At 71.6% G+C, this 21013-nt stretch carries 17 protein-coding genes and 1 riboswitch; of the genes, 7 read left to right on the plus strand and 10 right to left on the minus strand.

Translation table 11 applies throughout. The features are described from left to right. Nucleotides 1–30: 30 nt before the first annotated feature. On the minus strand, nt 31–1485 hold the full coding sequence (locus OG226_RS20690; RefSeq protein ID WP_329349683.1) for a glycine hydroxymethyltransferase: 1455 nt from the start codon (nt 1483–1485) through the stop codon (nt 31–33). Nucleotides 1486–1516: 31 nt separating this feature from the next. Continuing rightward, a riboswitch (ZMP/ZTP riboswitch) is annotated at nt 1517–1606 on the minus strand. Between the two features lie 91 nt (nt 1607–1697). Between OG226_RS20690 and rocD the strand changes: the two genes are divergently transcribed. Beyond that, nucleotides 1698–2915, plus strand: coding sequence for an ornithine--oxo-acid transaminase (gene rocD / locus OG226_RS20695; protein WP_329349684.1), 1218 nt, complete (start codon nt 1698–1700; stop codon nt 2913–2915). 102 nt (nt 2916–3017) lie between these two features. After that, the gene (locus OG226_RS20700; protein ID WP_328686380.1) at nt 3018–3863 is read left to right on the plus strand and encodes a hypothetical protein; all 846 of its coding nucleotides are present in this window, start codon (nt 3018–3020) and stop codon (nt 3861–3863) included. 442 nt (nt 3864–4305) lie between these two features. On the opposite strand, the gene pdxR is transcribed toward OG226_RS20700, so the two are convergent. Continuing rightward, entirely contained in the window at nt 4306–5736 is a 1431-nt protein-coding gene (pdxR, locus tag OG226_RS20705) for a MocR-like pyridoxine biosynthesis transcription factor PdxR (RefSeq protein ID WP_328679883.1), read from the minus strand. Nucleotides 5737–5782: 46 nt separating this feature from the next. Here pdxR and OG226_RS20710 point away from each other — a divergent pair, with 46 nt between their 5' ends. Together OG226_RS20710 and OG226_RS20715 are read left to right on the plus strand one after the other, a co-directional pair. Further along, the gene (locus OG226_RS20710; protein WP_328679885.1) at nt 5783–6280 is read left to right on the plus strand and encodes a carboxymuconolactone decarboxylase family protein; all 498 of its coding nucleotides are present in this window, start codon (nt 5783–5785) and stop codon (nt 6278–6280) included. A 46-nt stretch (nt 6281–6326) separates the two neighbouring features. Next, on the plus strand, nt 6327–7049 hold the full coding sequence (locus tag OG226_RS20715) for an isocitrate lyase/PEP mutase family protein (protein ID WP_328679886.1): 723 nt from the start codon (nt 6327–6329) through the stop codon (nt 7047–7049). Nucleotides 7050–7055: 6 nt separating this feature from the next. Here OG226_RS20715 and OG226_RS20720 read toward each other — a convergent pair whose 3' ends face one another. The 5 genes from OG226_RS20720 to OG226_RS20740 form a co-directional block, all read right to left on the minus strand. Next, entirely contained in the window at nt 7056–8012 is a 957-nt protein-coding gene (locus OG226_RS20720) for an ABC transporter substrate-binding protein (protein ID WP_328679889.1), read from the minus strand. 1 nt (nt 8013) lies between these two features. Further along, nucleotides 8014–9969 (minus strand): ABC transporter permease, encoded by a 1956-nt coding sequence (locus OG226_RS20725; protein WP_329349685.1) that lies wholly within the window; start codon nt 9967–9969, stop codon nt 8014–8016. Beyond that, complete coding sequence (locus tag OG226_RS20730; RefSeq protein WP_329349686.1) at nt 9969–11186, minus strand: quaternary amine ABC transporter ATP-binding protein; 1218 nt, start codon at nt 11184–11186, stop codon at nt 9969–9971. Before OG226_RS20730 ends, OG226_RS20725 begins: the two co-directional genes overlap by 1 nt. Then, nucleotides 11186–12715: a GMC family oxidoreductase gene (locus OG226_RS20735; RefSeq protein ID WP_329349687.1), complete on the minus strand. Its 1530-nt coding sequence runs from the start codon at nt 12713–12715 to the stop codon at nt 11186–11188. Before OG226_RS20735 ends, OG226_RS20730 begins: the two co-directional genes overlap by 1 nt. Before the next feature lie 148 nt (nt 12716–12863). Next, nucleotides 12864–14405: an aldehyde dehydrogenase family protein gene (locus OG226_RS20740; RefSeq protein ID WP_329349688.1), complete on the minus strand. Its 1542-nt coding sequence runs from the start codon at nt 14403–14405 to the stop codon at nt 12864–12866. A gap of 199 nt (nt 14406–14604) precedes the next feature. Here OG226_RS20740 and OG226_RS20745 point away from each other — a divergent pair, with 199 nt between their 5' ends. After that, complete coding sequence (locus OG226_RS20745; protein ID WP_328679898.1) at nt 14605–15522, plus strand: bifunctional helix-turn-helix transcriptional regulator/GNAT family N-acetyltransferase; 918 nt, start codon at nt 14605–14607, stop codon at nt 15520–15522. Here the strand turns inward: OG226_RS20745 and OG226_RS20750 are convergent. Beyond that, a complete protein-coding gene (locus tag OG226_RS20750; RefSeq protein WP_328679900.1) occupies nt 15519–16475 on the minus strand; it encodes a LysR family transcriptional regulator in 957 nt (318 codons plus the stop codon). The genes OG226_RS20745 and OG226_RS20750 overlap by 4 nt on opposite strands. A gap of 93 nt (nt 16476–16568) precedes the next feature. Here OG226_RS20750 and OG226_RS20755 point away from each other — a divergent pair, with 93 nt between their 5' ends. Both OG226_RS20755 and OG226_RS20760 read left to right on the plus strand, forming a co-directional pair. Beyond that, the gene (locus tag OG226_RS20755; RefSeq protein WP_443066898.1) at nt 16569–18026 is read left to right on the plus strand and encodes an MFS transporter; all 1458 of its coding nucleotides are present in this window, start codon (nt 16569–16571) and stop codon (nt 18024–18026) included. Between the two features lie 41 nt (nt 18027–18067). After that, complete coding sequence (locus tag OG226_RS20760; protein WP_328679905.1) at nt 18068–18757, plus strand: siderophore-interacting protein; 690 nt, start codon at nt 18068–18070, stop codon at nt 18755–18757. Here OG226_RS20760 and OG226_RS20765 read toward each other — a convergent pair whose 3' ends face one another. Together OG226_RS20765 and OG226_RS20770 are read right to left on the minus strand one after the other, a co-directional pair. Beyond that, a complete protein-coding gene (locus OG226_RS20765) occupies nt 18758–19558 on the minus strand; it encodes a hypothetical protein (protein ID WP_328679908.1) in 801 nt (266 codons plus the stop codon). It abuts the gene before it with no gap. Between the two features lie 165 nt (nt 19559–19723). Beyond that, nucleotides 19724–20713 carry a malate dehydrogenase gene (locus tag OG226_RS20770; RefSeq protein ID WP_328679910.1) on the minus strand — a complete coding sequence of 330 codons (990 nt, stop codon included), beginning with the start codon at nt 20711–20713 and terminating at the stop codon, nt 19724–19726. Nucleotides 20714–21013 lie beyond the last annotated feature (300 nt).

Consider the following 21013-nt stretch of genomic DNA (forward strand, 5'->3'; position numbering starts at 1 on the left):
GACAACTCAACAGAGGGCGTGTGTCGGCTGTCAGCCGAGGTCGATCTCCGGGTACAGCGGGAAGGCGGCGACGAGGTCGGTGGCGCGGTGGGAGATCTCGTCCGCGATCTTCGGGTCGAGGATGTGCTGGGCCTTGGACGGCGCGCCCTTGCTGGTGGTGCCGGGCTCCGTGGTGGTGAGGACGCGGTCGATGAGACCGGCGACCTCGTCCATCTCGGCGGTGCCCAGGCCACGGGTGGTCAGGGCGGGGGTGCCGATGCGGATGCCGGAGGTGTACCAGGCGCCGTTGGGGTCGGCGGGGATGGCGTTGCGGTTGGTGACGATGCCCGAGTCGAGGAGGGCGGCCTCGGCCTGACGGCCGGTGAGTCCGTAGGAGGAGGCGACGTCGATCAGGTTGAGGTGGTTGTCGGTGCCGCCGGTGACGAGGGCGGCGCCCCGGCGCATCAACCCGTCCGCCAGCGCACGGGAGTTGTCGACGATGCGCCGGGCGTAGTCCTGGAAGGAGGGCTGCCGGGCCTCGGCGAGGGCGACGGCCTTGGCGGCCATGACGTGCGGGAGCGGGCCGCCGAGGACCATCGGGCAGCCGCGGTCGACCTGGTCCTTGAGGGAGTCGTCGCACAGGACCATGCCGCCGCGCGGGCCGCGCAGCGACTTGTGGGTGGTGGTGGTGACGATCTGGGCGTGCGGGACCGGGTCGAAGTCGCCGGTCAGCACCTTGCCCGCGACCAGGCCGGCGAAGTGCGCCATGTCCACCATCAGGGTCGCCCCGACCTCGTCGGCGATCTCGCGCATGATGCGGAAGTTCACCAGGCGCGGGTAGGCGGAGTAGCCGCCGACGATGATCAGCGGCTTGAACTCACGGGCGGAGGCACGCAGGGCCTCGTAGTCGATGAGGCCGGTGACGGGGTCGGTGCCGTAGGAGCGCTGGTCGAACATCTTGCCGGAGATGTTGGGGCGGAAGCCGTGGGTGAGGTGGCCGCCGGCGTCCAGGGACATGCCGAGCATGCGCTGGTTGCCGAAGGCCTGGCGGAGTTCGGCCCAGTCGGCGTCGGAGAGGTCGTTGACCTGGCGGACGCCCGCCTTCGCGAGGGCCGGGACCTCGACGCGGTCGGCGAGGATCGACCAGAAGGCGACGAGGTTGGCGTCGATGCCGGAGTGCGGCTGGACGTAGGCGTGGCGGGCGCCGAAGAGTTCGCGGGCGTGCTCGGCGGCAAGGGACTCGACGGTGTCGACGTTGCGGCAGCCGGCGTAGAAGCGGCGGCCGATGGTGCCCTCGGCGTACTTGTCGCTGAACCAGTTGCCCATGGCCAAGAGGGTGGCCGGGGAGGCGTAGTTCTCGGAGGCGATCAGCTTGAGCATCTCGCGCTGGTCGGCGACTTCCTGGCCGATGGCGTCGGCGACGCGCGGCTCGACGGCGCGGATCACATCGAGGGCGGCACGGAAGGCGGTGGACTCGTTGGAAGGGGGCGCGGAATTGTCGGGCATGGGGACCTCCGGACGTGGCGTTCGGCGTTCTCGGTACGGCCCAGGCGCACGGCACACATTCCAGCTCGGGCCGCTCCCCGATGGTCGGTCCCATCCCAGCGCGCCAGTCACGGCCCGCCGGTCAGCCTACCGGGCGTGCCGGACGGTGCGGCTCCCGCGTCCACCATGCGGGCGAGGATAGGAAAGGGGCACCTTCACCCCCGGGAGACGCCGTGACCAGTACGGAAGCCAGTACGGAAGCCCTCATCGCCGCCGCCGAGGCGCACACCGCGCACAACTACCACCCGCTGCCGGTGGTCGTCGCCACCGCCGACGGGGCGTGGATGACGGACGTGCGGGGACGGCGGTATCTGGACTGGCTCGCCGGGTACTCGGCGCTGAACTTCGGGCACGGCAACCCGCGGCTGATCGCGGCGGCGAAGGCGCAGTTGGAGCGGGTGACGTTGACGTCGCGGGCGTTCCACCACGACCGGTTCGGCGCGTTCTGCGAGCAGTTGGCGGAGCTGTGCGGCATGGAGCTGGTGCTGCCGATGAACACGGGTGCAGAGGCGGTGGAGACCGCGGTGAAGACGGCCCGGAAGTGGGGGTACCGGGTCAAGGGCGTGCCCGAAGGGAGGGCGAAGATCGTGGTGGCGGGCAACAACTTCCACGGGCGTACGACGACGGTCGTCAGCTTCTCGACCGACCCGGAGGCGCGGGCGGACTTCGGGCCGTACACGCCGGGCTTCGGGATCGTGCCGTACGGGGATCTCACCGCGATGCGGGCGGCGGTCAGCGAGAACACGGTGGCCGTGTTGCTGGAGCCGATCCAGGGGGAGGCGGGGGTGCTGGTGCCGCCGGCCGGATATCTGGCGGGGGTACGGGAGTTGACGCGGGAGCGGAACGTGCTCCTCGTCGCGGATGAGATCCAGTCGGGGCTCGGGCGGACGGGGCGGACGTTCGCGTGCGAGCACGAGGGGGTGGTGCCCGACATGTACGTGCTCGGGAAGGCGCTGGGCGGTGGGGTGGTGCCGGTGTCGGCGGTGGTGTCGAGTGCGGAGGTGCTGGGTGTGTTCCGGCCCGGGGAGCACGGGTCGACGTTCGGCGGGAATCCGCTGGCGTGTGCGGTGGCGCTGGAGGTGATCGCGATGCTGCGGTCGGGCGAGTACCAGGCGCGGGCGGCGGAGCTGGGGGAGCATCTGCTCGGGGAATTGCGGGAGTTGACCGGCACCGGGCGAGTGACGGCGGTGCACGGGCGGGGTCTGTGGGCAGGGGTCGACATCGCGCCGGCGGTCGGGACGGGCCGGGAGGTCTCGGAGAGGTTGATGGCCCGGGGCGTCCTGGTGAAGGACACCCGCGGGTCGACGATCCGGATCGCGCCGCCGCTGATGATCAGCCGGGAGGACCTGGACTGGGGACTGGCCCAACTCCGCGCGGTGCTGGGGGTCTAGGGCCGTTGCCGGTCCGGGGAATCTCCAGAGATCGGTGAGAGGGCCCACACGGGAGGCCCGTGGCGATCTCCCCTCCCCTACAGTCACTTTGTGCTCTTTGGAATGGTGTGCGCGCTCGGCGCGGCGGTCTGCTTCGGTACGGCGACGGTGTTGCAGGCGGTCGCCGCGCGGGCGGCCACGACCGGTGGGGGTGGAGACGCGGCGCTGCTGCTGCGGGCGCTGCGGCAGTGGCGGTATCTGGCGGGTCTGGGGCTGGACTGTCTGGGGTTCGTGTTCCAGATCGTGGCGCTGCGGTCGCTTCCCATCTACGCGGTCGGGGCGGCGCTAGCGTCGAGCCTCGCGGTGACGGCGGTGGTGGCCGCGCGGCTGCTGGGAGTTCGGCTCAGCGGGGTGGAGTGGGCGGCGGTCGGCGTGGTGTGCGCGGGGCTGGCCATGCTGGGGCTGGCGTCCGGGGCGGAGGGGCACCGGGACGGGTCCATGGCGTTGAAGTGGGCGATGTTGGCGACGTCGGTGGCGGTGCTGTTGCTCGGGCTGGTCGGGGGGCGACTGCCGGAGCGGGGGCGGGCGTTGACGCTGGGGCTGGGGGCGGGGTTCGGGTTCGGGGTGGTCGAGGTGGCGGTGCGGTTGATCGACTCGCTCTCCCCCGCGACGCTGGTCGGCAATCCGGCGACGTACGCGCTGCTGGTCGGTGGGGGTGCGGCGTTCTTGTTGCTGACGACGGCGTTGCAGCGGGGGTCTGTGACGACGGCGACGGCGGGGTTGGTGATCGGGGAGACACTCGGGCCGGCGGCGGTGGGGGTGGTGTGGCTCGGGGACCGTACGCGGGACGGGTTGGAGTGGCTGGCGGTGCTGGGGTTCCTGGTGGCTGTGGCGGGGGCGTTGGCATTGGCGCGCTTTGGTGAGGCGCCGGCGGAAGCAGCCGACGAAGCTCCCGTGGAAACGGCGTAGGCCTGGCCACACGGAAACGGCGGCCTCGGGCCTGTCCGGCGGATCAGGTCGCAGGAAAACTACGGTGCCTGATCGGCGCCGGTGCGCGGGGCCTGGTGCGTGCAGTTGCAAGGCGGAGGAGGGAGTCGACGCGGTGGGGGCACCTCCCGGCCGAAGGCCGGGGGACGTCGGCGACCGACGACAACGCCGCTGGGGGTCCCCCACGCCTTTAGGGCAGTGGGGAGGGCGTGCCACACCCCGCGTCTGCGACAGGATCCGCCGGACAGGCCCTAGTACTACAGCCGGACTTCGCCACGGCCGTCACCGAAGATACGCGCGGCGACAGGCGGCACGCCGACATCCTGCCAGGTGAGCGCCGTGCGAGACCCCCACAAACTGACACTCCATCAGCCCGACCGGCTTCCCAGAACGGCCCTGACCTGCATCCGGCTGTAGTACTAGGTCACGGCAGCACCCTGCACAGCGCCTCCACCGCCCCCGCCCACGCATGATCCGGCGGCGTGCCGTAACCCACCACCAGCGCGTCCAGGGGATCCACGAGGGCCTGTTCGTGGCGGTAGAAGGACAGGGCGTGGAGGGCGAGGCCCTGCCAGGCGGCGGCTTGGACGACGGATTGTTCGCTGCCGGGTGGGAGGCTGAGGACGGCGTGGAAGCCGGCCGCGATGCCGGTGACGTGGACGTCGGGGGCGCGCTGGGCGAGGGCGGCGACCAGGGTGTCGCGGCGGCGGCGGTAGCGCAGGCGGGCGGCGCGGACGTGGCGGTCGTAGGCGCCGGAGGTGATGAACTCGGCGAGGGTCAGCTGGTCCAGGACGCCGCAGGTGTCGGTGCCGCCCTTGGCCTTCGCGACCTCCTCCATGAGCGAGGGGGGCAGGACCATCCAGGCGAGGCGGAGGCCGGGGGCGAGGGACTTGCTGGCGGTGCCGAGGTAGACCACGTGGTTCGGGTCGAGGCCCTGGAGGGCGCCGATGGGCTGGCGGTCGTAGCGGAACTCGCCGTCGTAGTCGTCCTCCAGGACCAGGCCGCCGGTGCGTCGGGCCCAGTCGACGACGGCGGAGCGGCGGTCGTGGTGGAGGGGGACGCCCATGGGGAACTGGTGGGCGGGGGTGAGGAGGACTGCCGGTTCGTCCGTCAACTGGCCCGGGTTCGCGCCCAGTTCATCGAAGGGGAGCGGGCGGGTGCGCAGGCCGGCCTCGTCCAGGATCTGCCAGTGGACGGCGAGGCCGTAGGACTCCACCGCGATCGTGTGGGCGCCGCGGGCCCGCAGGACGGCGCCGAGGAGGCGCAGGCCGCTGGAGATGCCCGCGCTGATCAGGATGCGCTCGGGGTCGGCGCGTACGCCGCGGGCACGGGCGAGGTAGGCGGCGAGGGCGGTGCGGAGTTCGACGCGACCGCGCGGGTCGCCGTAGCCGAGGGCCTGGTACGGGGCGTTGGTGAGGGCGCGGCGGGCGGCCTTGAGCCACTCGGTGCGGGGGAAGGCGGCGAGGTCGGGAGTGCCGGGGACGAGGTCGTAGGTGGGGCGGGTGAGGAGGCGGCGGGGTGGGGTGGTGTCCGTGGGCGGGACGACGGCGCTCCCCCACTGCCTTAAGGGCGTGGGAGGTGCCCCCATGCCGACGCGGGTGCCGGAGCCCTGGCGGGCGGTGAGCCAGCCCTCGGCGACGAGGTCGGCGTAGGCGTCGGCGACCGTGTTGCGGGCGATGCCCAGGTCGGCGGCGAGGGAGCGGGAGGAGGGCAGCCGGGTGCCGGGGGCGAGGCGGCCGGTGCGGACGGCGTCGCGCAGCGCGTCCGTGAGGCCGCGGCGGACGCCGGTGCCGGTGCTGGTGGCGGTCGGATCGAGATGCAGGTCGACGCCAAAAGTGGCCCAGGATTTCGCCATGGAAATGGACCATACTCCTGGGCTGCCTGACTTCTAGAGTCGAGACATGACCACGACACAGGAAACTCCTTACGCCCATGAGCACAGCCCCCGCCTGGACTGGGCCCAGCACGCACCCGAGGTCTACAAGGCGATGGTCCGTCTCGACATCGCCGCCCGGCGGGGCCTCGACCCGAAACTGCTGGAACTGGTGAAGATCCGCACCTCGCAGCTCAACCACTGCGCGTACTGCCTCGACATGCACACCAAGGACGCGCTCGCGGCTGGCGAGAGCGTGGAGCGGATCATCCAGCTCGCCGCGTGGGAGGAGTCGCGGCACTTCTACACCGAGAAGGAGCTGGCGGCGATCGAGCTGACCGAGGCGGTCACCGTGATCACGGACGGCTTTGTGCCGGACGAGGTGTACGCGCGGGCGGCCGAGCAGTTCGAGGAGGCCGAGCTGGCGCAGCTGATCGCCGCGATCACGGTGATCAACGCGTGGAACCGGTTCGGGGTGAGCACGCGGATGGTGCCGGGACACTACAAGGCGGGACAGTTCAAGTGACGTCGCCCGCACGGGTGTTGGGCCACGAGGTGCGGGGGTGTCGGCCGTGAGCGAGGTGGAGCTGTTCCGGAGTCTGCATCGGCGACGGCTGCCCGGTGACGCGCTGGTGCTGCCCGGGCCCTGGGACGCGGTCAGTGCGCGGACGTTCGTGGAGGCCGGGTTCCCGGCGCTCGCCACGCCCAGTGCCGGGGTCGCCGCCTCGCTCGGGTACGAGGACGGGGCGGTGCCGGCGGACGAGATGTTCGCGGCGGTCGCGCGGATCGTGCGGGCCGTGGACGTGCCGGTGTCGGCGGATGTCGAGGGCGGGTACGGGCTCGCGCCGAAGGAGTTGGTGGAGCGGCTGTTGGAGGCGGGGGTCGTGGGCTGCAACCTTGAGGACTCCGAGGGTGGGGTGCTCAAGGATCCGCGTCGGCACGCTGATTGGCTGGCCGAGGTGCGGGCGGTGGCGGCGGAGCGGTTGTTCGTCAACGCGCGGGTCGACACCTTCCTGCACGGTGACGGGAACCCCGAACGGGCCATCGAGCGGGCCGCGTTGTACGTCGCGGCGGGTGCCGACTGTGTCTATCCGATCATGGCTCCGGCCGAGGTGCTGCCGTTGCTGCGGTCCGGTATCCAGGGGCCGGTGAACGTGCTCGCGCGGCTGGACGGCGAGGGCCCCTCGCCCACCGAACTGGGTGAACTCGGGGCCACACGCATCACGTTCGGACCGGGGCTCCAGCGCTGGGCGGCACTCGCGCTCAAGGAGAGGGCCGTAGAGCTGAAGGGGTGAGCGGGGTCAGGACAGCCAGGCCTTCCAGGTGGAGGGGTGGTTGTCCACCCACTTCTTCGCGGCGTCGGCCGGGGAGAGTTTCTGGTCGGCGATCATGAGGGAGACCTCGTTCTGGTCCTCGGTCGTCCACTTGAACTTCTTCAGGAAGGCCGCCGCCTTGCCACCCTTCTTGGCGAAGTCCGTGTTGAGGTACTTCTCCAGCGGGGTGTGGGGGTAGGCGCAGGCGACCTTGGCGGCGTCGGCGTCACAACCCTCCTTGTAGGCGGGGAGTTCGACCTCCGTCATGGGGACCTTCTCGAAGAGCCACTGGGGGGCGTACCAGTAGGTGAGGAAGGGCTTCTTCTCCTTGGCGAACTGCTTCATCTGGGTGATCTGCGCGGCCTCCGAACCGGCGAACACCACTTGGTAGTTGAGCTTCAGGTTCGTCACCAGGGCCTTGTCGTTGGTGACGTAGGAGGGCGAGCCGTCCATCAACTGACCCTTGCTGCCGCTCTCGGCGGTGCGGAACAGCGAGGAGTACTTGTCGAGGTTCTTCCAGTTCGTGATGTCGGGGTGCTGCTTGACCAGGTAGGTCGGGACGTACCAGCCGATGTGCCCGGTGACCCCGAGGCCGCCCGCGCGCGTGATCGTCTTCTTGTCGTCGACGTAGCGCTTCTCCTGGTCGGGATGGCCCCAGTCCTCCAGGATCGCGTCGACCCGGCCCTGGCTGAGCGCGTCCCAGGCGGGGACCTCGTCGACCTGGACGGTGTCGACGCGGTAGCCGAGTTTGTGCTCCAACAGGTACTGCGCGACAGCCACGTTGGCCTGTGCGCCCACCCAGGACTGGACGGAGAGGGTCACGGTCTTGGAGCCCTGCGCGTTGGCGAAGGGCGAGGCCTGCTTGGTCATGTCGGCGGCGCCACAGCCCGAGAGCAGGGCGAGGGACGTCACCGCGGCCACTGAGTAAGCCGTACGAACTCGCATGTCACGCTCCCTTCTTGGTGCGGCGTTCCGTCGGCTGGGTCACCCGGTCGAGCATCAGGCCGAGGCAGACGATCGCGGCGCCGGCGACGAGTCCGGTCGCCAGGTCGCCCTGCGCCAGGCCGAACACGGCGTCGTAGCCGAGCGCGCCACCGCCGACCAGGCCGCCGATGATGACGACGGCGAGGACGAGGACCACGCCCTGGTTGACGGCGAGGAGCAACGCCGGGCGGGCGAGCGGGAGTTGGATCTGCCTTAGTTGCTGGGCACTGGTCGCGCCGAGCGAGCGGGCCGATTCCAGGGCGGCCGGGTCGACCTGGCGCAGGCCCTGGGTGGTGATGCGGACGACGGCGGGGAGGGCGTAGACGACCGCCGCCGCGACGGCCGGGGCGCGGCCGACGCCGAAGAGGGCGACGACCGGGATCAGGTATACGAACTGCGGCATCGTCTGGCAGACGTCGAGGACGGGGCGCAGGGCGCGTTCGAAGCGGTCGCTGCGGGCGGCGGCGATGCCGGTCGCGAAGCCGAGGACGAGGGTGACGGCCACGGCGGCCAGCACCTGCGACAGGGTGTCGAGCGACGGCTTCCACACCCCGAGCACGCCGATCGCGGCCATGGCGAGGACGGCGGTGAGCGCGGTGCGCCAGGTGCCGATCACCCAGGCGAGGGCGGCGACGATCAGCAGCACCGACCACCAGGGCAGCCACTGCAGACCGTCGCGTACGGGATCCAGGACCCAGGTGGTGAAGTGGCCGGCCCAGTCGGCGGTGCCGCCGAGGTAGGGGACGCCGGAGTAGAGGTGGGCGGTCATCCAGTCGACGACGCGGTTCACGGGTTCGGCGATGTTCAGGGTCCAGCCGGAGGGCCAGTCCAGGGCGCCGGCGAGCCGGGCCACCACCGCTACGACCACCGTGGCGCCGAGGGCGTACAGCCACGGGCGGAGACCCGACCCCGGCTCGCCCGTGGACTCGTCGGTCTGTTCGCCCGCTGCGGCCGTAACCCGGTCCAGTACGACGGCCAGGAGCACGATCGGGATGCCTGCGGCCAGGGCGGCGCCGACGTCAACGGAGGCGAGGGCCTGGTAGACGCGGTCGCCGAGGCCTCCGGCGCCGATGACGGAGGCGATGACGGCCATGGAGAGGGCCATCATGATCGTCTGGTTGAGGCCGAGGAGGAGCTGCTTGCGGGCCAGCGGGAGCCGTGCGGTCAGCAGACGTTGGCGTCCGGTGGCGCCCAGGGACTCGACGGCTTCCAGGACTTCCGGGTCGGCGTTGCGCAGGCCGAGCGCGGTGAGGCGGGCCATCGGCGGGGCGGCGTAGACGACGGTGGCGAGGACGGCGGCGGGGACGCCGATGCCGAAGACCAGGACGACGGGGAGGAGGTAGGCGAAGGCGGGGAGCACCTGCATGGTGTCCAGGACCGGGCGCAGTGCGCGGTCGGTGCGCTCGGAGAGGCCGCCGGCCAGGCCGAGCAGGGCGCCCACGACGACCGAGGTGAGCACCGCGACCACCATGAGCGCGAGGGTCTGCATGGTCGGCACCCACATGCCGAGCAGTCCGCAGGCGAGAAAGGCGACGCCGGTCCCGATCGCGAGCCGTAGGCCCGCCACCCGCCAGGCGACGAGGGCGCCGAACGCGGTGACGCCCGCCCAGCCCGCGGCGAGCAGCACCAGGTAGACGGCGCGTACGGAGAGGACGACGGCGTTGCTGATGTAGCCGAAGAAGTAGAGGAACAGCGGGGAGCTGTCGCGGTTGTCGATGATCCAGTCGTTGGCCCGGCCCAGCGGACCGGACAGGTCGACGGTGAGAGCGTGCGGCCAACTCCCGCTGGCCCAGTGCGCGTTGGCGAGCGGTACGAGGATCGCGGCGGCGAGCGCGAGCAGCAGGAGCTTGTGCGCGGCCCGGTGCCGGAGGACTCCGGGGAGGGCGAGGCGGGGGGCGGGTGCGGTGACCGTTGCCATCAGACCGCCTCCTTGCCGGTATCGGTGAGCTCCTCGCGGACGCCGGTGTCGGGGCCGTCGCCGGTGCTGCCGCCGCCCGTACTGGTCGCGGTGCCGATACCTGCACCGCCACCGCCCCCTGCGCTACCGCTGTCCCCCGTGCCCGCGACCACGCCGAGCAGCGCGTCCGAGTCCACCATCCCGACGCAGCGGCCCTGGTCGACGACCCTCGCCGGGACGCCGGCGCGCGCGACCGCCTCGATGGCTTCGGAGACGGTGGCGTCGGGCGCGACGGCGGGACCGCTGCCCGCGCCGCCCACCCCGCCGGCCTCCGCCGCGGACGCGGCCCGCATGGCCGTACGGACCGTCATGACGTCCGCGCGCGGTACGTCGCGGACGAACTCGCGGACGTAGTCGTCGGCGGGTGAGCCGACGATCTCCTCGGGGGTGCCGAGTTGGACGATGCGGCCGTCGCGCATCAGGGCGATGCGGTCGCCGAGCTTGAGCGCCTCGTTCAGGTCGTGGGTGATGAAGACCATCGTGCGGCCCTCTTCCTGGTGCAGCCGGACGACCTCCTCCTGCATGTCGCGCCGGATCAGCGGGTCGAGCGCGCTGAACGGCTCGTCGAACAGCAGGACTTGGGGGTCGACCGCCAACGCCCTTGCCAGGCCCACGCGTTGGCGCTGGCCGCCGGAGAGCTGGCCGGGTCGGCGCTGCTCCATACCCTCCAGGCCGACCTTGGTGACGACCTCGGCGGCCCGGCGGCGGCGCTCGGCCTTGCCGACGCCCTGGATCTCCAGGCCGTAGGCGACGTTGTCGAGGACCGTGCGGTGCGGGAGGAGGCCGAAGTGCTGGAAGACCATCGCGGCGCGGTGGCGGCGGAGTTCGCGCAGCCGGGACCTGTCCATGGCGCGGACGTCCTCGCCGTCGATGGCGATGGTGCCGGCGGTGGGTTCGATGAGGCGGGTGAGGCAGCGGACCAGGGTGGACTTGCCGGAGCCGGACAGGCCCATCACCACGAAGACCTCGCCCTTGCGGACGTCGAAGGAGACGTCACGGACGGCGGCGGTGCAGCCGGTGCGGGTGCGCAGGCCGGCGGCGTCGAGGGCGGTGAGTTCGGGGTCGGCGGGGATCTGGTCGGCCTTCGGGCCGAAGACCTTCCAGAGGCCGTCCACCGAGAACACGGGGTTGCCGGAGACGCTGGGGGTACTGGAGGTGCTCGTCGTCGCGGTACTCATCACGCACCACCTCCGATCAGGTCGACAGCCCTCTCGCCGACCATGAGCACCCCGATCATCGGGTTCACGGCGGGCATGGTCGGGAAGACGGAGGCATCGGCGATGCGGATGCCGTCCAGGCCGCGGACCCTCAACTCGGGGTCGACGACGGCCAGTTCGTCGGCGCCGTCGCCCATGCGGCAGGTGCCGGCCGGGTGGTAGACGGTGTGGGCGACCTTGCGGGCGTACTCGCCGAGTTCCGCGTCGCCGAGGATCTCCGGGCCGGGGCACACCTCCCGCTTGAGCCAGCCGGCGAGGGGTTCGGTCTTCGCGATCTCGCGGGCGATGCGGATGCCGTCGACGAGGGTGCGGCCGTCGTAGTCGTCCTCGTCGGTGAAGTAGCGGAAGTCCAGGGCGGGTTTGACGGCCGGGTCGGCGCTCTCCAGGTACAGGCGGCCGCGGCTCTTCGGCTTGGGGATGTTCGGGGTCATGGAGACGCCGAACTCGGGACGTTCGTAGCCGAGGCGCTCGGGGTTGTCGGTGAAGGGGACCTGGTAGAAGTGGAACATCAGGTCCGGGCGCGGGAGTTGGGGGTCGCGGCGCACGAACAGGCCCGCGTCGGAGTCCATCGCGGAGTTCTCCGGGATCGGCCCGTTGGTCTCCCAGACGATCACGGACTCGGGGTGGTCGAGGAGGTTCTCGCCGACGCCCGGGAGGTCGACGGCGACGGGGATGCCGAGCGCTTCGAGGTCCTTGCGGGGGCCGATGCCCGAGTGCAGGAGCAGGCGCGGGGAGTCGACGGCGCCGGCGCACAGGACGACCTCGCGGCGGGCGCGGACGAGGAGTTCCTCGCCGTCCTCGGTGCGGACGTGGACGCCTTCCGCGCGGGTGCCGTTCAGTTCCAGGCGGTGGGCCCAGGTCTCAAGGAAAAGGGTGAGGTTGGGGCGCTCGTCCATCACCGGGTGGAGATACGCGACGGACGCGCTGGACCGCTTGTTGTTCTCGGGGTGGTAGGCGAGGTCGAAGAAGCCGACGCCGTCCGTGAACGGGGCCTTGTTGAAGCCCTCGACGCGCGGGACGTCGAGTGCTTCCTGGGCCGCGTCGACGAAGTCGCGGGCGATGGCGTTCCGGTCCTTCTCGTCGACGGGGACGATGTTGTTGAGGAGGCGGGCGTAGTACGCCTCCATCGAGATCGCGCCCCAGCCCTTGGCGCCGGCCGCCTCCCACTCGTCCCAGTCGGACGGCAGCGGCTTGAAGGCGATGAGGGTGTTGTGCGAGGAGCAGCCGCCGAGCACGCGGGCACGGCTGTGCCGGATGTGGGAGTTGCCGCGCGGCTGTTCGGTGGTCGGGTAGTCGTAGTCCAGGTCGCCGCCGAGGAGGCCCATCCAGCGGCGCAGGGTCAGTACGTCCTCGCGGCCGACGTCGCTGGGGCCGCCCTCGATGACGGCGACGGTGACGTCGGGGTTCTCGGTGAGGCGGGAGGCGATGACGGAGCCTGCGGTGCCGCCGCCGATGACGACGTAGTCATAGTCGTACTCGTTGTCGGGCATGGGGGTACTCACTCCAGTGGGGGCTGGGGGTCGAAGGGGACGAGCGGGATCGATCCGCGGAGCGGACCGGGTGAGAGGGGCGGCTGGCGAACCGGCGCGGCCGACCGGGGTGGTCGGCCCGCGAACCGGGCTCAGCCGCCCGCGGGGCTCAGCCCGCGAACCAGCGCACCGGCTTCGGCGCCAGGTTCTGGTAGACGTGCTTGGCCTCGCGGTACTCGGCGAGTCCGGCGGGGCCCAACTCCCGGCCCACACCGCTCTTTCCGAAGCCGCCCCACTCCGCCTGCGGGAGGTAGGGGTGGAAGTCGTTGATCCAGACGGTGCCGTGCCGCAGCCGTCCGGCGACACGCCGCGCGCGGCCCGCGTCGGCGGTCCAGACGGCGCCCGCGAGGCCGTACTCGGTGTCGTTGGCGAGCGCGACCGCCTCGTCCTCGGTGCGGAAGGTCTCGACGGTGAGGACCGGCCCGAAGACCTCCTCGCGTACGACGGTCATCTCGCGGTGGCACTGGTCGAGGACGGTCGGCTCGTAGAAGTAGCCGGTGGCGGGCCGGGTCGCGGTCGGCTCGGGGCGCTTGCCGCCGGAGCGCAGCACCGCGCCCTCGGCGAGTGCGGCGGCGACGTACGACTCGGTCTTGGCGCGCTGCTGTTCGGAGACGAGCGGGCCGCACTCGACGCCGTCCTCGGTGCCGCGGCCGAGGCGGATCTTCTCGGCGCGGCGGGCGAGTTCGGCGACGAAGCGCTCGCGGACGGACTCCTCGACGATGAGGCGGGCGCCCGCGGAGCAGACCTGGCCGCTGTGGATGAAGGCCGCGTTGAGGGCCTGGTCGACGGCGGTGTCGAAGCCCTCCTCGGTGGCGCAGGCGTCGGCGAAGACGACGTTGGGGTTCTTGCCGCCGAGTTCGAGGGCGACCTTCTTGACGGTCACGGCGGCGGCCTGCGCCACCTTCGTGCCGCTGATGAGGCCGCCGGTGAAGGAGACGAGGTCGACGTCGGGGTGCTCGGCGAGCCGGGCACCGACCGAGTGGCCGGGCCCGGTGACGATGTTGGCGACACCGGCGGGCAGACCGGCCTCGACGAGCAGGTCGATCAGGGCGACCGTCGTCAGCGGGGTGATCTCGCTGGGCTTGACGACGAAGGTGTTGCCGGCCGCGAGGGCGGGCGCGATCTTCCAACTCGCCTGGAGCAGCGGGTAGTTCCAGGGGGTGATCAGCGCGCAGACGCCGACGGGCTCGTGCACGACGACGCTGTGCACCTCGGGCGTGCCCGCGTCGACGACCCGGCCGGGGGCCTCGCCGGCGACGAGGTCGGCGAAGTAGCGGAAGGCGTCGGCGACACAGTCGATGTCGACACGGCCCTCCTCCACGGTCTTGCCCGCGTCCCGGCTCTCCAGCAGCCCGAGCTGTTCGCGGTCGCGCACGAGCAGGTCGGCGACGCGGCGCAGCAGGGCGGCGCGCTCGGTGACCGGCGTGCGCGGCCAGTCCCCCTCACCAGCGCCCCCCGCACCGCCGTCGAAGGCGGCACGGGCGGCGGCCACGGCTATGTCCGTGTCCTTCTCGTCGCCCTCCGCGACCACGGCGAACGGCAGCGCGTCCGCGGGGTCGATGATCTCGCGGGTGGCACCGGAGACCGCTTCGAGCCACTCCCCGCCCGCGTGAATGGTCTTCCCCGCCTGCTGTTCCGTGTTGTCGGCCATGATCGGTATTGCCTTCCGTTCCTGTTCAGCGCCCCAGCGTCACCTAACTGTCACTCTCGGGGACTGCGAGCGCCTGCCCGGGACATCCATATGCATGCGCAATCCGTGGCCGAAAGTGGGCCGAGTCACTTAACAGGGGGACAAAAGCCGCATCACTACCGTGGACTCCCCTGACTCCTTTGACTAGAGTCAAAGAACTATGGAGCCAGTCACGAACCCGGTGTCGCCCAAGGACGAGGATGTCGCCGCCTTCCGCCACTTCAACCGCTACTTCACCCGCCGCATCGGCGCACTCGACGACCACTACCTCGGCCAGGATCGCCCCCTCGGCGAGGCCCGGCTGCTCTTCGAGATCGGGGACGGCGTCTCGCTGCGCGAACTGCGCGGCCGACTCGCCCTGGACGCGGGCTACTTGAGCCGGATGGCGAAGTCACTGGAGGCCCAGGAACTGGTCCGGCTGACCGCGCCCCCGCACGACACCCGGCTGCGCCTGATCGAGCTGACCGACGCCGGCCGCGTCGAGGTCGAGGAACAGCAGCGCCGCGCCAACGCACTCGCCGCCGGCCTCCTCGCCACCCTCACCCCACCCCAACGCACCGAACTGACCGCCGCGTTGGCAACCACCCGACGCCTCCTCCGCCTCGCCGGCATCACGGTCGCCCTCGTCGACGGCGCCACCGAGGACGCCCGCGCCTGCCTCGACGCCTACGCCGCCGACATCGACGCCCGTTTCCCGGAGGGCTTCGACAAGACAGATCTCGTACGGCCGGAGGAGGTCACCGGGGACGCGGGCGCGTTCTTCGTCGCGTACGAGGAGGGGCGGCCCGTGGCCTGCGGGGCGCTGCGCACCCTGGAGCCGGGCGTCGGCGAGATCCGGCACGTCTGGGTGCACCCCGACGCCCGCCGCCTCGGCCTCGCCCGCCGCGTCCTCACGGAGCTCGAACTGGCCGCCATGGAGCACGACTTCACTGTCGTACGGCTGGACACGCACGCGGCGCTCACGGAGGCGCAGGCGATGTACCGGGCGTGTGGGTACGCGGAGATACCGGCGTACGTCGACCACGTCTACGCGGACCACTGGTTCGAGAAGCGGCTGACTGGTTCGAGAAGCGGCTAGCCGGGGCCCGCCGACATCCCCTCCGCCAGCAACTCCCGTACGCAGGCGCGCAGCCAGGCGTGTGCCGGGTCGGCGTCGTGGCGCGGGTGCCAGGCCAGGCCGACCGCCAGGCCGGGGAGTTGGAGCGGTACGTCGAAGGTGACCAGGCCCAGAGTGTGGGCGAGGGGCACGCTCCAGAGGCTGATCAGGCCGACCAGGTCGGTGTCGCGCAGCACGAAGAGCGAGGCGGGGAAGGTGCCCACCGTGCCCACCACCCGGCGTTTCAGGCCGAGTTCGGCGAGCCGGGTGTCGACGGGGCCGTGCAGCTTGCCGCGGCGCGAGACGATCAGGTGGTCGGCCTCACCGGCGAACCGATCGGGCGTCAACTCCCCCTCCAGCAGGGGGTGTCCGGCCCTGACGACACCGACCATCCGATCCTCGTGCAGCGTCTCGACATGCACCTCGGGCGCGGTCGAGTCGACGACACCGACCTCCAGGTCGGCGGTGCCCTGCCGAAGGTACGGCGTGTCCACATGGCTCTCGGCGAGGAAGCGGACGCGGATGCCGGGCGCCTCGGCGGCGGCACGGGCGAGCAACCGGGCGCCGTGGAGCGCGGGGAACGAGTCGTGGCCGATGATCGTGAGCGTACGGCTGACGGTCCTGAGGTCGGTGTCCCTGCCCGGTGCGAACAGGGCCCGCGCCCGCTCCACCACCGCGCTCACCTCCGCCCGTACGGCCAGCGCGCGCGGGGTGGGCACCATCCGCCGCCCCGCCCGAACCAGCACGGGATCACCGAGCGCCTTGCGGATCCGGCCCAGGGTGCGGCTCATCGCCGGTTCGGAGAGATGCAGCCGGTGCGCGGCGCCCTGCACGCTCTGCTCCTCCAGCAGCACGTCGAGGGCGACCAGCAGATTGAGATCCAGGCTCCCCGGGCCACCAGGACCGCCGGGACTCGCGGATTGCGTCACACGCATTCGCCCCTTGCAAAGGTTGCACTGGAAAGCAGGTCACTGCCGAGCCTACGGTGACAGGGCACCCACCACCACACCGGACTCCTTGGAGGAGCCGTGCCCTCGTACGCCCAAAAGCCCACCCCCGAGCCCACCCACGGGCCCGCCCCCGAGCGCACCCTCAAGCGCTCCACCCTCCTCACCCTCTGCGCCTGCGTGCTCGTCGCGCAGAGCATGGTCGCCGCCATCAACCTCCTGATCCCGCAGCTGAGTTCGTCCTCCCTGCACCCCTCGCACAGCGAACTGCTGTGGACGGTCGACGCCTACGTCATCGTGTTCGCCGGGCTCCTCATCCCGGCCGGCGCGCTCGGCGACCGGCACGGCCGCAAGGGCGCGCTGCTCGCCGGTCTCGCCCTGTTCGCGGCGGGCGCCGCCACCAGCGCGCTCGCCCAGAACCCGGGGACGCTGATCGCGGGCCGCGGCCTGTCCGGCGCGGGCGCGGCGCTCATCACGCCCGCGACGATGTCGATCCTGGTGCACCTGTCCGCCCCGGAGAACCGGGCCCGCGCCATGGGCAGTTGGACCCTAGCGCTCGGCCTCGGCGGACTCGCCGGGAACCTCGGCGGCGGCCTGGTCGGTCAATTCCTGTCCTGGCGCGCCCTGTTCGTGGCGATGGTCCCGCTGGCCGCCCTGCTCGCCCTCGCGGTCGCCCTCACCACACCCCGTACGGAACGGTCCGCGCACAGCAACCTCGACCCCACCGGCACCGTCCTCCTGACCACCGGCCTGGTCGCCGTCCTCTTCGGCATCATCGAGGGCCCGGCGTACGGCTGGACCTCCCCGCGCATCATCACGGCCTTCGCCGCGGGCGCCGTACTCCTGACGGCGTTCACCGTCCACGCCCTGCGCTCCCGCACCCCGCTCCTCGACCCGCGCGTCTTCGCCTCCCCCACCCTCCGCGCGGCCACCCTCGGCACGGCCACCGGCTTCTTCGGCCTGTTCTCCCTCTTCTACGTCAACTCCCAGTACCTGCAAGGCATCAAGGGTTACGGCGCCGCCGTCACCGGCGTCGCGATCGTGCCGCTGACCATCGGCATGGCCCTCGTCCCGAAGCTCGCCGTCCGCTGGTCGCACCACCCCCGCCCGGTCATCGGCACCGGTCTCGCCCTCATCGGCCTGGGCCTGCTGGGCGCGTCCACCGCCGACGCAGGCACCCCGTACTGGACGTACGCCTGCTGGCTGCTCGTGATCTCGGCGGGCACCGGGCTCTCCATGCCCGCGCTCACGGTCGGTGTCGTCACCTCGCTCCCGCCGCACCAGACGGGCCTCGGCTCCGGACTCGGCACCTCGGCCCGCGAACTCGGAGCGGCCCTGGGTGTGGCGGTCACCGGCACGATCCTGGCCGCCCACCCCGATCTCGGTCACGGCATGGCCCCGGCCCTGCGCGCGGTCGCCCTGATCGTCCTCGCGACCACCGCACTCGTGATCATCGGCTACCGCGACCGCAGGACCACCACACGCACTATCGTGTCTGACGAGGAACGCGTACTATCGCGTCCAGTCCGCCACTCCTGATCGCCAACTCCCCTCACGCGCCACCCAGTTGAGGAGCCCCTGTGCCGTCCGCCCTCCTGAACCCCGTCCTCGACCTGGTCACCCTCCGAGCCACCGTCACCACCGCCGAACCGATCACCGCCCGCATGCGCCGCGTGCGCATCGAGAGCGACGCCCTCGCCGGACTCGACGTCCGCCCCGGCCAGCAGGTCCGCGTCCTGGTCACCGGCCTGACCCTGCGCACGTACTCCGTGTGGCACTACGACCCGTCCGGCGCCGTCGAGTTGTGCGTGCTGGACCACTCCGAGGACGGACCCGGGACCCGATGGGGGAGGAGCGTCGGCACCGGCGAGCAGGTGCGCCTGCGGAAGCCCGAGGGCACCTTCACGCTCCGCCCCGACGCCTCCCATCACGTCTTCGTCGGCGAGGAGACGGCCTCGGTCGCCTTCGGCGCGATGCTGGCCGCGCTGCCCGAGGGGGCGCAGATCTCCGGTTGCGTGGAGACGGAGTCGGCGGCGGACCGGCTGCCGTTGGCCCACTCCGAGCGCCTCAACTGGCTTACGAGGGCCGGGACTTCCCTCCCGGACGCGGTACAACAGCTCGCTCCCGAGCCCGGCGGCATCGCGTACGTCGCCGGGGAGGCCCGTACCGTGCAGCACGTCCGGCAGGTGCTCGTACGGGAGTTGGGCTGGGACCGGCGTTCCGTGCTCACGAAGCCGTTCTGGGCGCCGGGGAAGCGGGGAATGGAGTAGTCAGCAGGTGGTCCCCGCCGGGCAGAAGGAATCCACCGCCGCGGTGAGCGGTGCGCGGACCAGCGCGGGATCGAGGGACTCGGGGCCACTGGACCGGATCGCGTAGAGCGAACCGTCCGCCGCCTCGAAGCGGTGGTCGATCACCCGGCGGGCACCCTTGTCCTGGTCGTCGTAGCGATAGGTGAGTTCGGCCCAACTGGGGCCAGTGGCACGGTCGACGACCTGGTAACCGGGCTGCCGGACGAAGCCGTAGCCGGGGTCGTTCTCGGCGAGGTCGAGGGACTCGGCCGGGGAGTTCTCCGAGACGCGGAAGACCTGGAGGCGCCGGGTGCCGTCCGGGGAGTCGTAGGTGACCACCGGGGCCTGCGCGCCCTGCCGTTGGGTACGGGTCCAGCCCTTGGGGATGTCGACCGTGTAGCCGGTGGGGTCTTGGGCGGTGCGGTACGACGATCCGGACCCGCTCGCACTCGCGCTCACGCTCGGCCTCACACTCGCGCCCGTGTCCACGTGGTCGTGCGTACCGCGCCCGTGCGTGACGTACCAGACCCCTCCCCCGGCACCCGCGCCCAACACGACCGCGAGCGCCACCGCGAGGACCAGCCGCCAGGCACGACGGCCGGAAGCGGGCGCGGGGGCGGGAGTTGGAGCCGCAGCCGGAACCGACGGCGACACCCACGCCGGCGGGGTCAGCGAGGTCTGCGTCTCCGCCGTCGACCACACCGACCAGGGCGCCTGCCCGCGCTCCTCGCTCGGCCCGCGCCCCGACCCGTTGCCGTAGCCGTAGCCGTCCCAGTCACTCATCACGAACCCCCCGAATCACCCCACCGCGTACGCCTTCGTACCTCTTCCGAAGTTAGCGGCGGAAACGGGGAACGGGCCCCGCTCCGGCCGAAACCGGAACAGGGCCCGCGCAAGTCCGTGACAGAGCCGTCGAGAACGGCCCCGCGGGTGACTCCCCGCAGACGACTAGATGAGGCCGAGGGAGCGGACCGCGTCGCGCTCCTCCCCCAGCTCCTTCACCGACGCGTCGATGCGGGCGCGGGAGAACTCGTTGATGTCCAGGCCCTGGACGATCTCGTAGACGCCGTCCTTCGTGGTGACCGGGAAGGAGGAGATGAGGCCCTCGGGGACGCCGTAGGAGCCGTCCGACGGGATGCCCATGGAGGTCCAGTCGCCGTCCGCCGTGCCGTTGACCCAGGTGTGGACGTGGTCGATCGCGGCATTCGCGGCGGAGGCCGCCGAGGACGCGCCGCGGGCCTCGATGATCGCGGCACCGCGCTTGGCGACGGTCGGGATGAACTCCTCGGCCAGCCACTTCTCGTCGTTCACGGTCTCGGCGGCGTTCTTGCCGGCGACCGTGGCGTGGAAGATGTCGGGGTACTGGGTGGCGGAGTGGTTGCCCCAGATGGTCAGCCGCTTGATGTCGGCGACCGTGGTGCCCGTCTTCTTCGCGAGCTGGGTCAGCGCGCGGTTGTGGTCGAGGCGGGTCATCGCGGTGAAGCGGTCGGCCGGTACGTCCGGGGCGGCGGCCTGCGCGATGAGCGCGTTCGTGTTGGCCGGGTTGCCGACGACGAGGACCTTGATGTCGTCCGCCGCGTTGTCGTTGATGGCCTTGCCCTGCGGCTTGAAGATGCCGCCGTTCGCGGAGAGCAGGTCGCCGCGCTCCATGCCCTTGGTGCGGGGGCGGGCGCCGACGAGGAGGGCCACGTTCGCACCGGCGAAGGCGACGTTCGGGTCGTCCGTGATGTCGATGCCCTGGAGGAGCGGGAAGGCGGAGTCGTCGAGCTCCATCGCCGTGCCCTCGGCGGCCTTGAGCGCCGGGGTGATCTCCAGGAGACGCAGCTTGACCGGCACGTCCGCGCCGAGCAACTGGCCGGAGGCGATGCGGAAGAGCAGGGCGTAACCGATCTGGCCGGCCGCGCCGGTGACGGTGACGTTCACGGGAGTGCGGGTCATGGCGTTCTCCGTTATGACAGCTGGCGGTGGGGCGGCACTGCCCCGGGGTGCGGGACGTACAAATGATCGATCTCTTGGCATCAAGAGATCCACCGGTCAGGCTATCGCGCATCCGCGATCCCGGACTCCCGGGTCCGTGTGGCCCAGCCCACAGCGCCGGGGTCGGGGCATACAAAAGGCGGCCGTCCGGCTCGGGAGAGGAACACCGGACGACCGCCGTGGGGGGACCGGGGGTCCGGATTCCCGTGGGGGTACTTTCCGCCTGCCCCTGATCCCGGGCGGGCATCCGCACGTACACGG

Origin of the sequence: Streptomyces sp. NBC_01261 (assembly GCF_036226385.1) — a bacterium.
Classification (GTDB): Bacteria; Actinomycetota; Actinomycetes; order Streptomycetales; family Streptomycetaceae; genus Streptomyces.

What these genes read in the sequence shown, in the direction of transcription:
- OG226_RS20745 (WP_328679898.1), top strand. Translation starts at nt 14,605, where the DNA reads ATGGAGCCAGTCACGAACCCGGTGTCGCCCAAGGACGAGGATGTCGCC.
- OG226_RS20750 (WP_328679900.1), bottom strand. Translation starts at nt 16,475, where the DNA reads ATGCGTGTGACGCAATCCGCGAGTCCCGGCGGTCCTGGTGGCCCGGGG.
- OG226_RS20765 (WP_328679908.1), bottom strand. Translation starts at nt 19,558, where the DNA reads ATGAGTGACTGGGACGGCTACGGCTACGGCAACGGGTCGGGGCGCGGG.
- OG226_RS20690 (WP_329349683.1), bottom strand. Translation starts at nt 1,485, where the DNA reads ATGCCCGACAATTCCGCGCCCCCTTCCAACGAGTCCACCGCCTTCCGT.
- OG226_RS20700 (WP_328686380.1), top strand. Translation starts at nt 3,018, where the DNA reads ATGGTGTGCGCGCTCGGCGCGGCGGTCTGCTTCGGTACGGCGACGGTG.
- OG226_RS20720 (WP_328679889.1), bottom strand. Translation starts at nt 8,012, where the DNA reads ATGCGAGTTCGTACGGCTTACTCAGTGGCCGCGGTGACGTCCCTCGCC.
- OG226_RS20725 (WP_329349685.1), bottom strand. Translation starts at nt 9,969, where the DNA reads ATGGCAACGGTCACCGCACCCGCCCCCCGCCTCGCCCTCCCCGGAGTC.
- OG226_RS20710 (WP_328679885.1), top strand. Translation starts at nt 5,783, where the DNA reads ATGACCACGACACAGGAAACTCCTTACGCCCATGAGCACAGCCCCCGC.
- pdxR (WP_328679883.1), bottom strand. Translation starts at nt 5,736, where the DNA reads ATGGCGAAATCCTGGGCCACTTTTGGCGTCGACCTGCATCTCGATCCG.
- OG226_RS20730 (WP_329349686.1), bottom strand. Translation starts at nt 11,186, where the DNA reads ATGAGTACCGCGACGACGAGCACCTCCAGTACCCCCAGCGTCTCCGGC.
- OG226_RS20770 (WP_328679910.1), bottom strand. Translation starts at nt 20,713, where the DNA reads ATGACCCGCACTCCCGTGAACGTCACCGTCACCGGCGCGGCCGGCCAG.
- OG226_RS20735 (WP_329349687.1), bottom strand. Translation starts at nt 12,715, where the DNA reads ATGCCCGACAACGAGTACGACTATGACTACGTCGTCATCGGCGGCGGC.
- OG226_RS20740 (WP_329349688.1), bottom strand. Translation starts at nt 14,405, where the DNA reads ATGGCCGACAACACGGAACAGCAGGCGGGGAAGACCATTCACGCGGGC.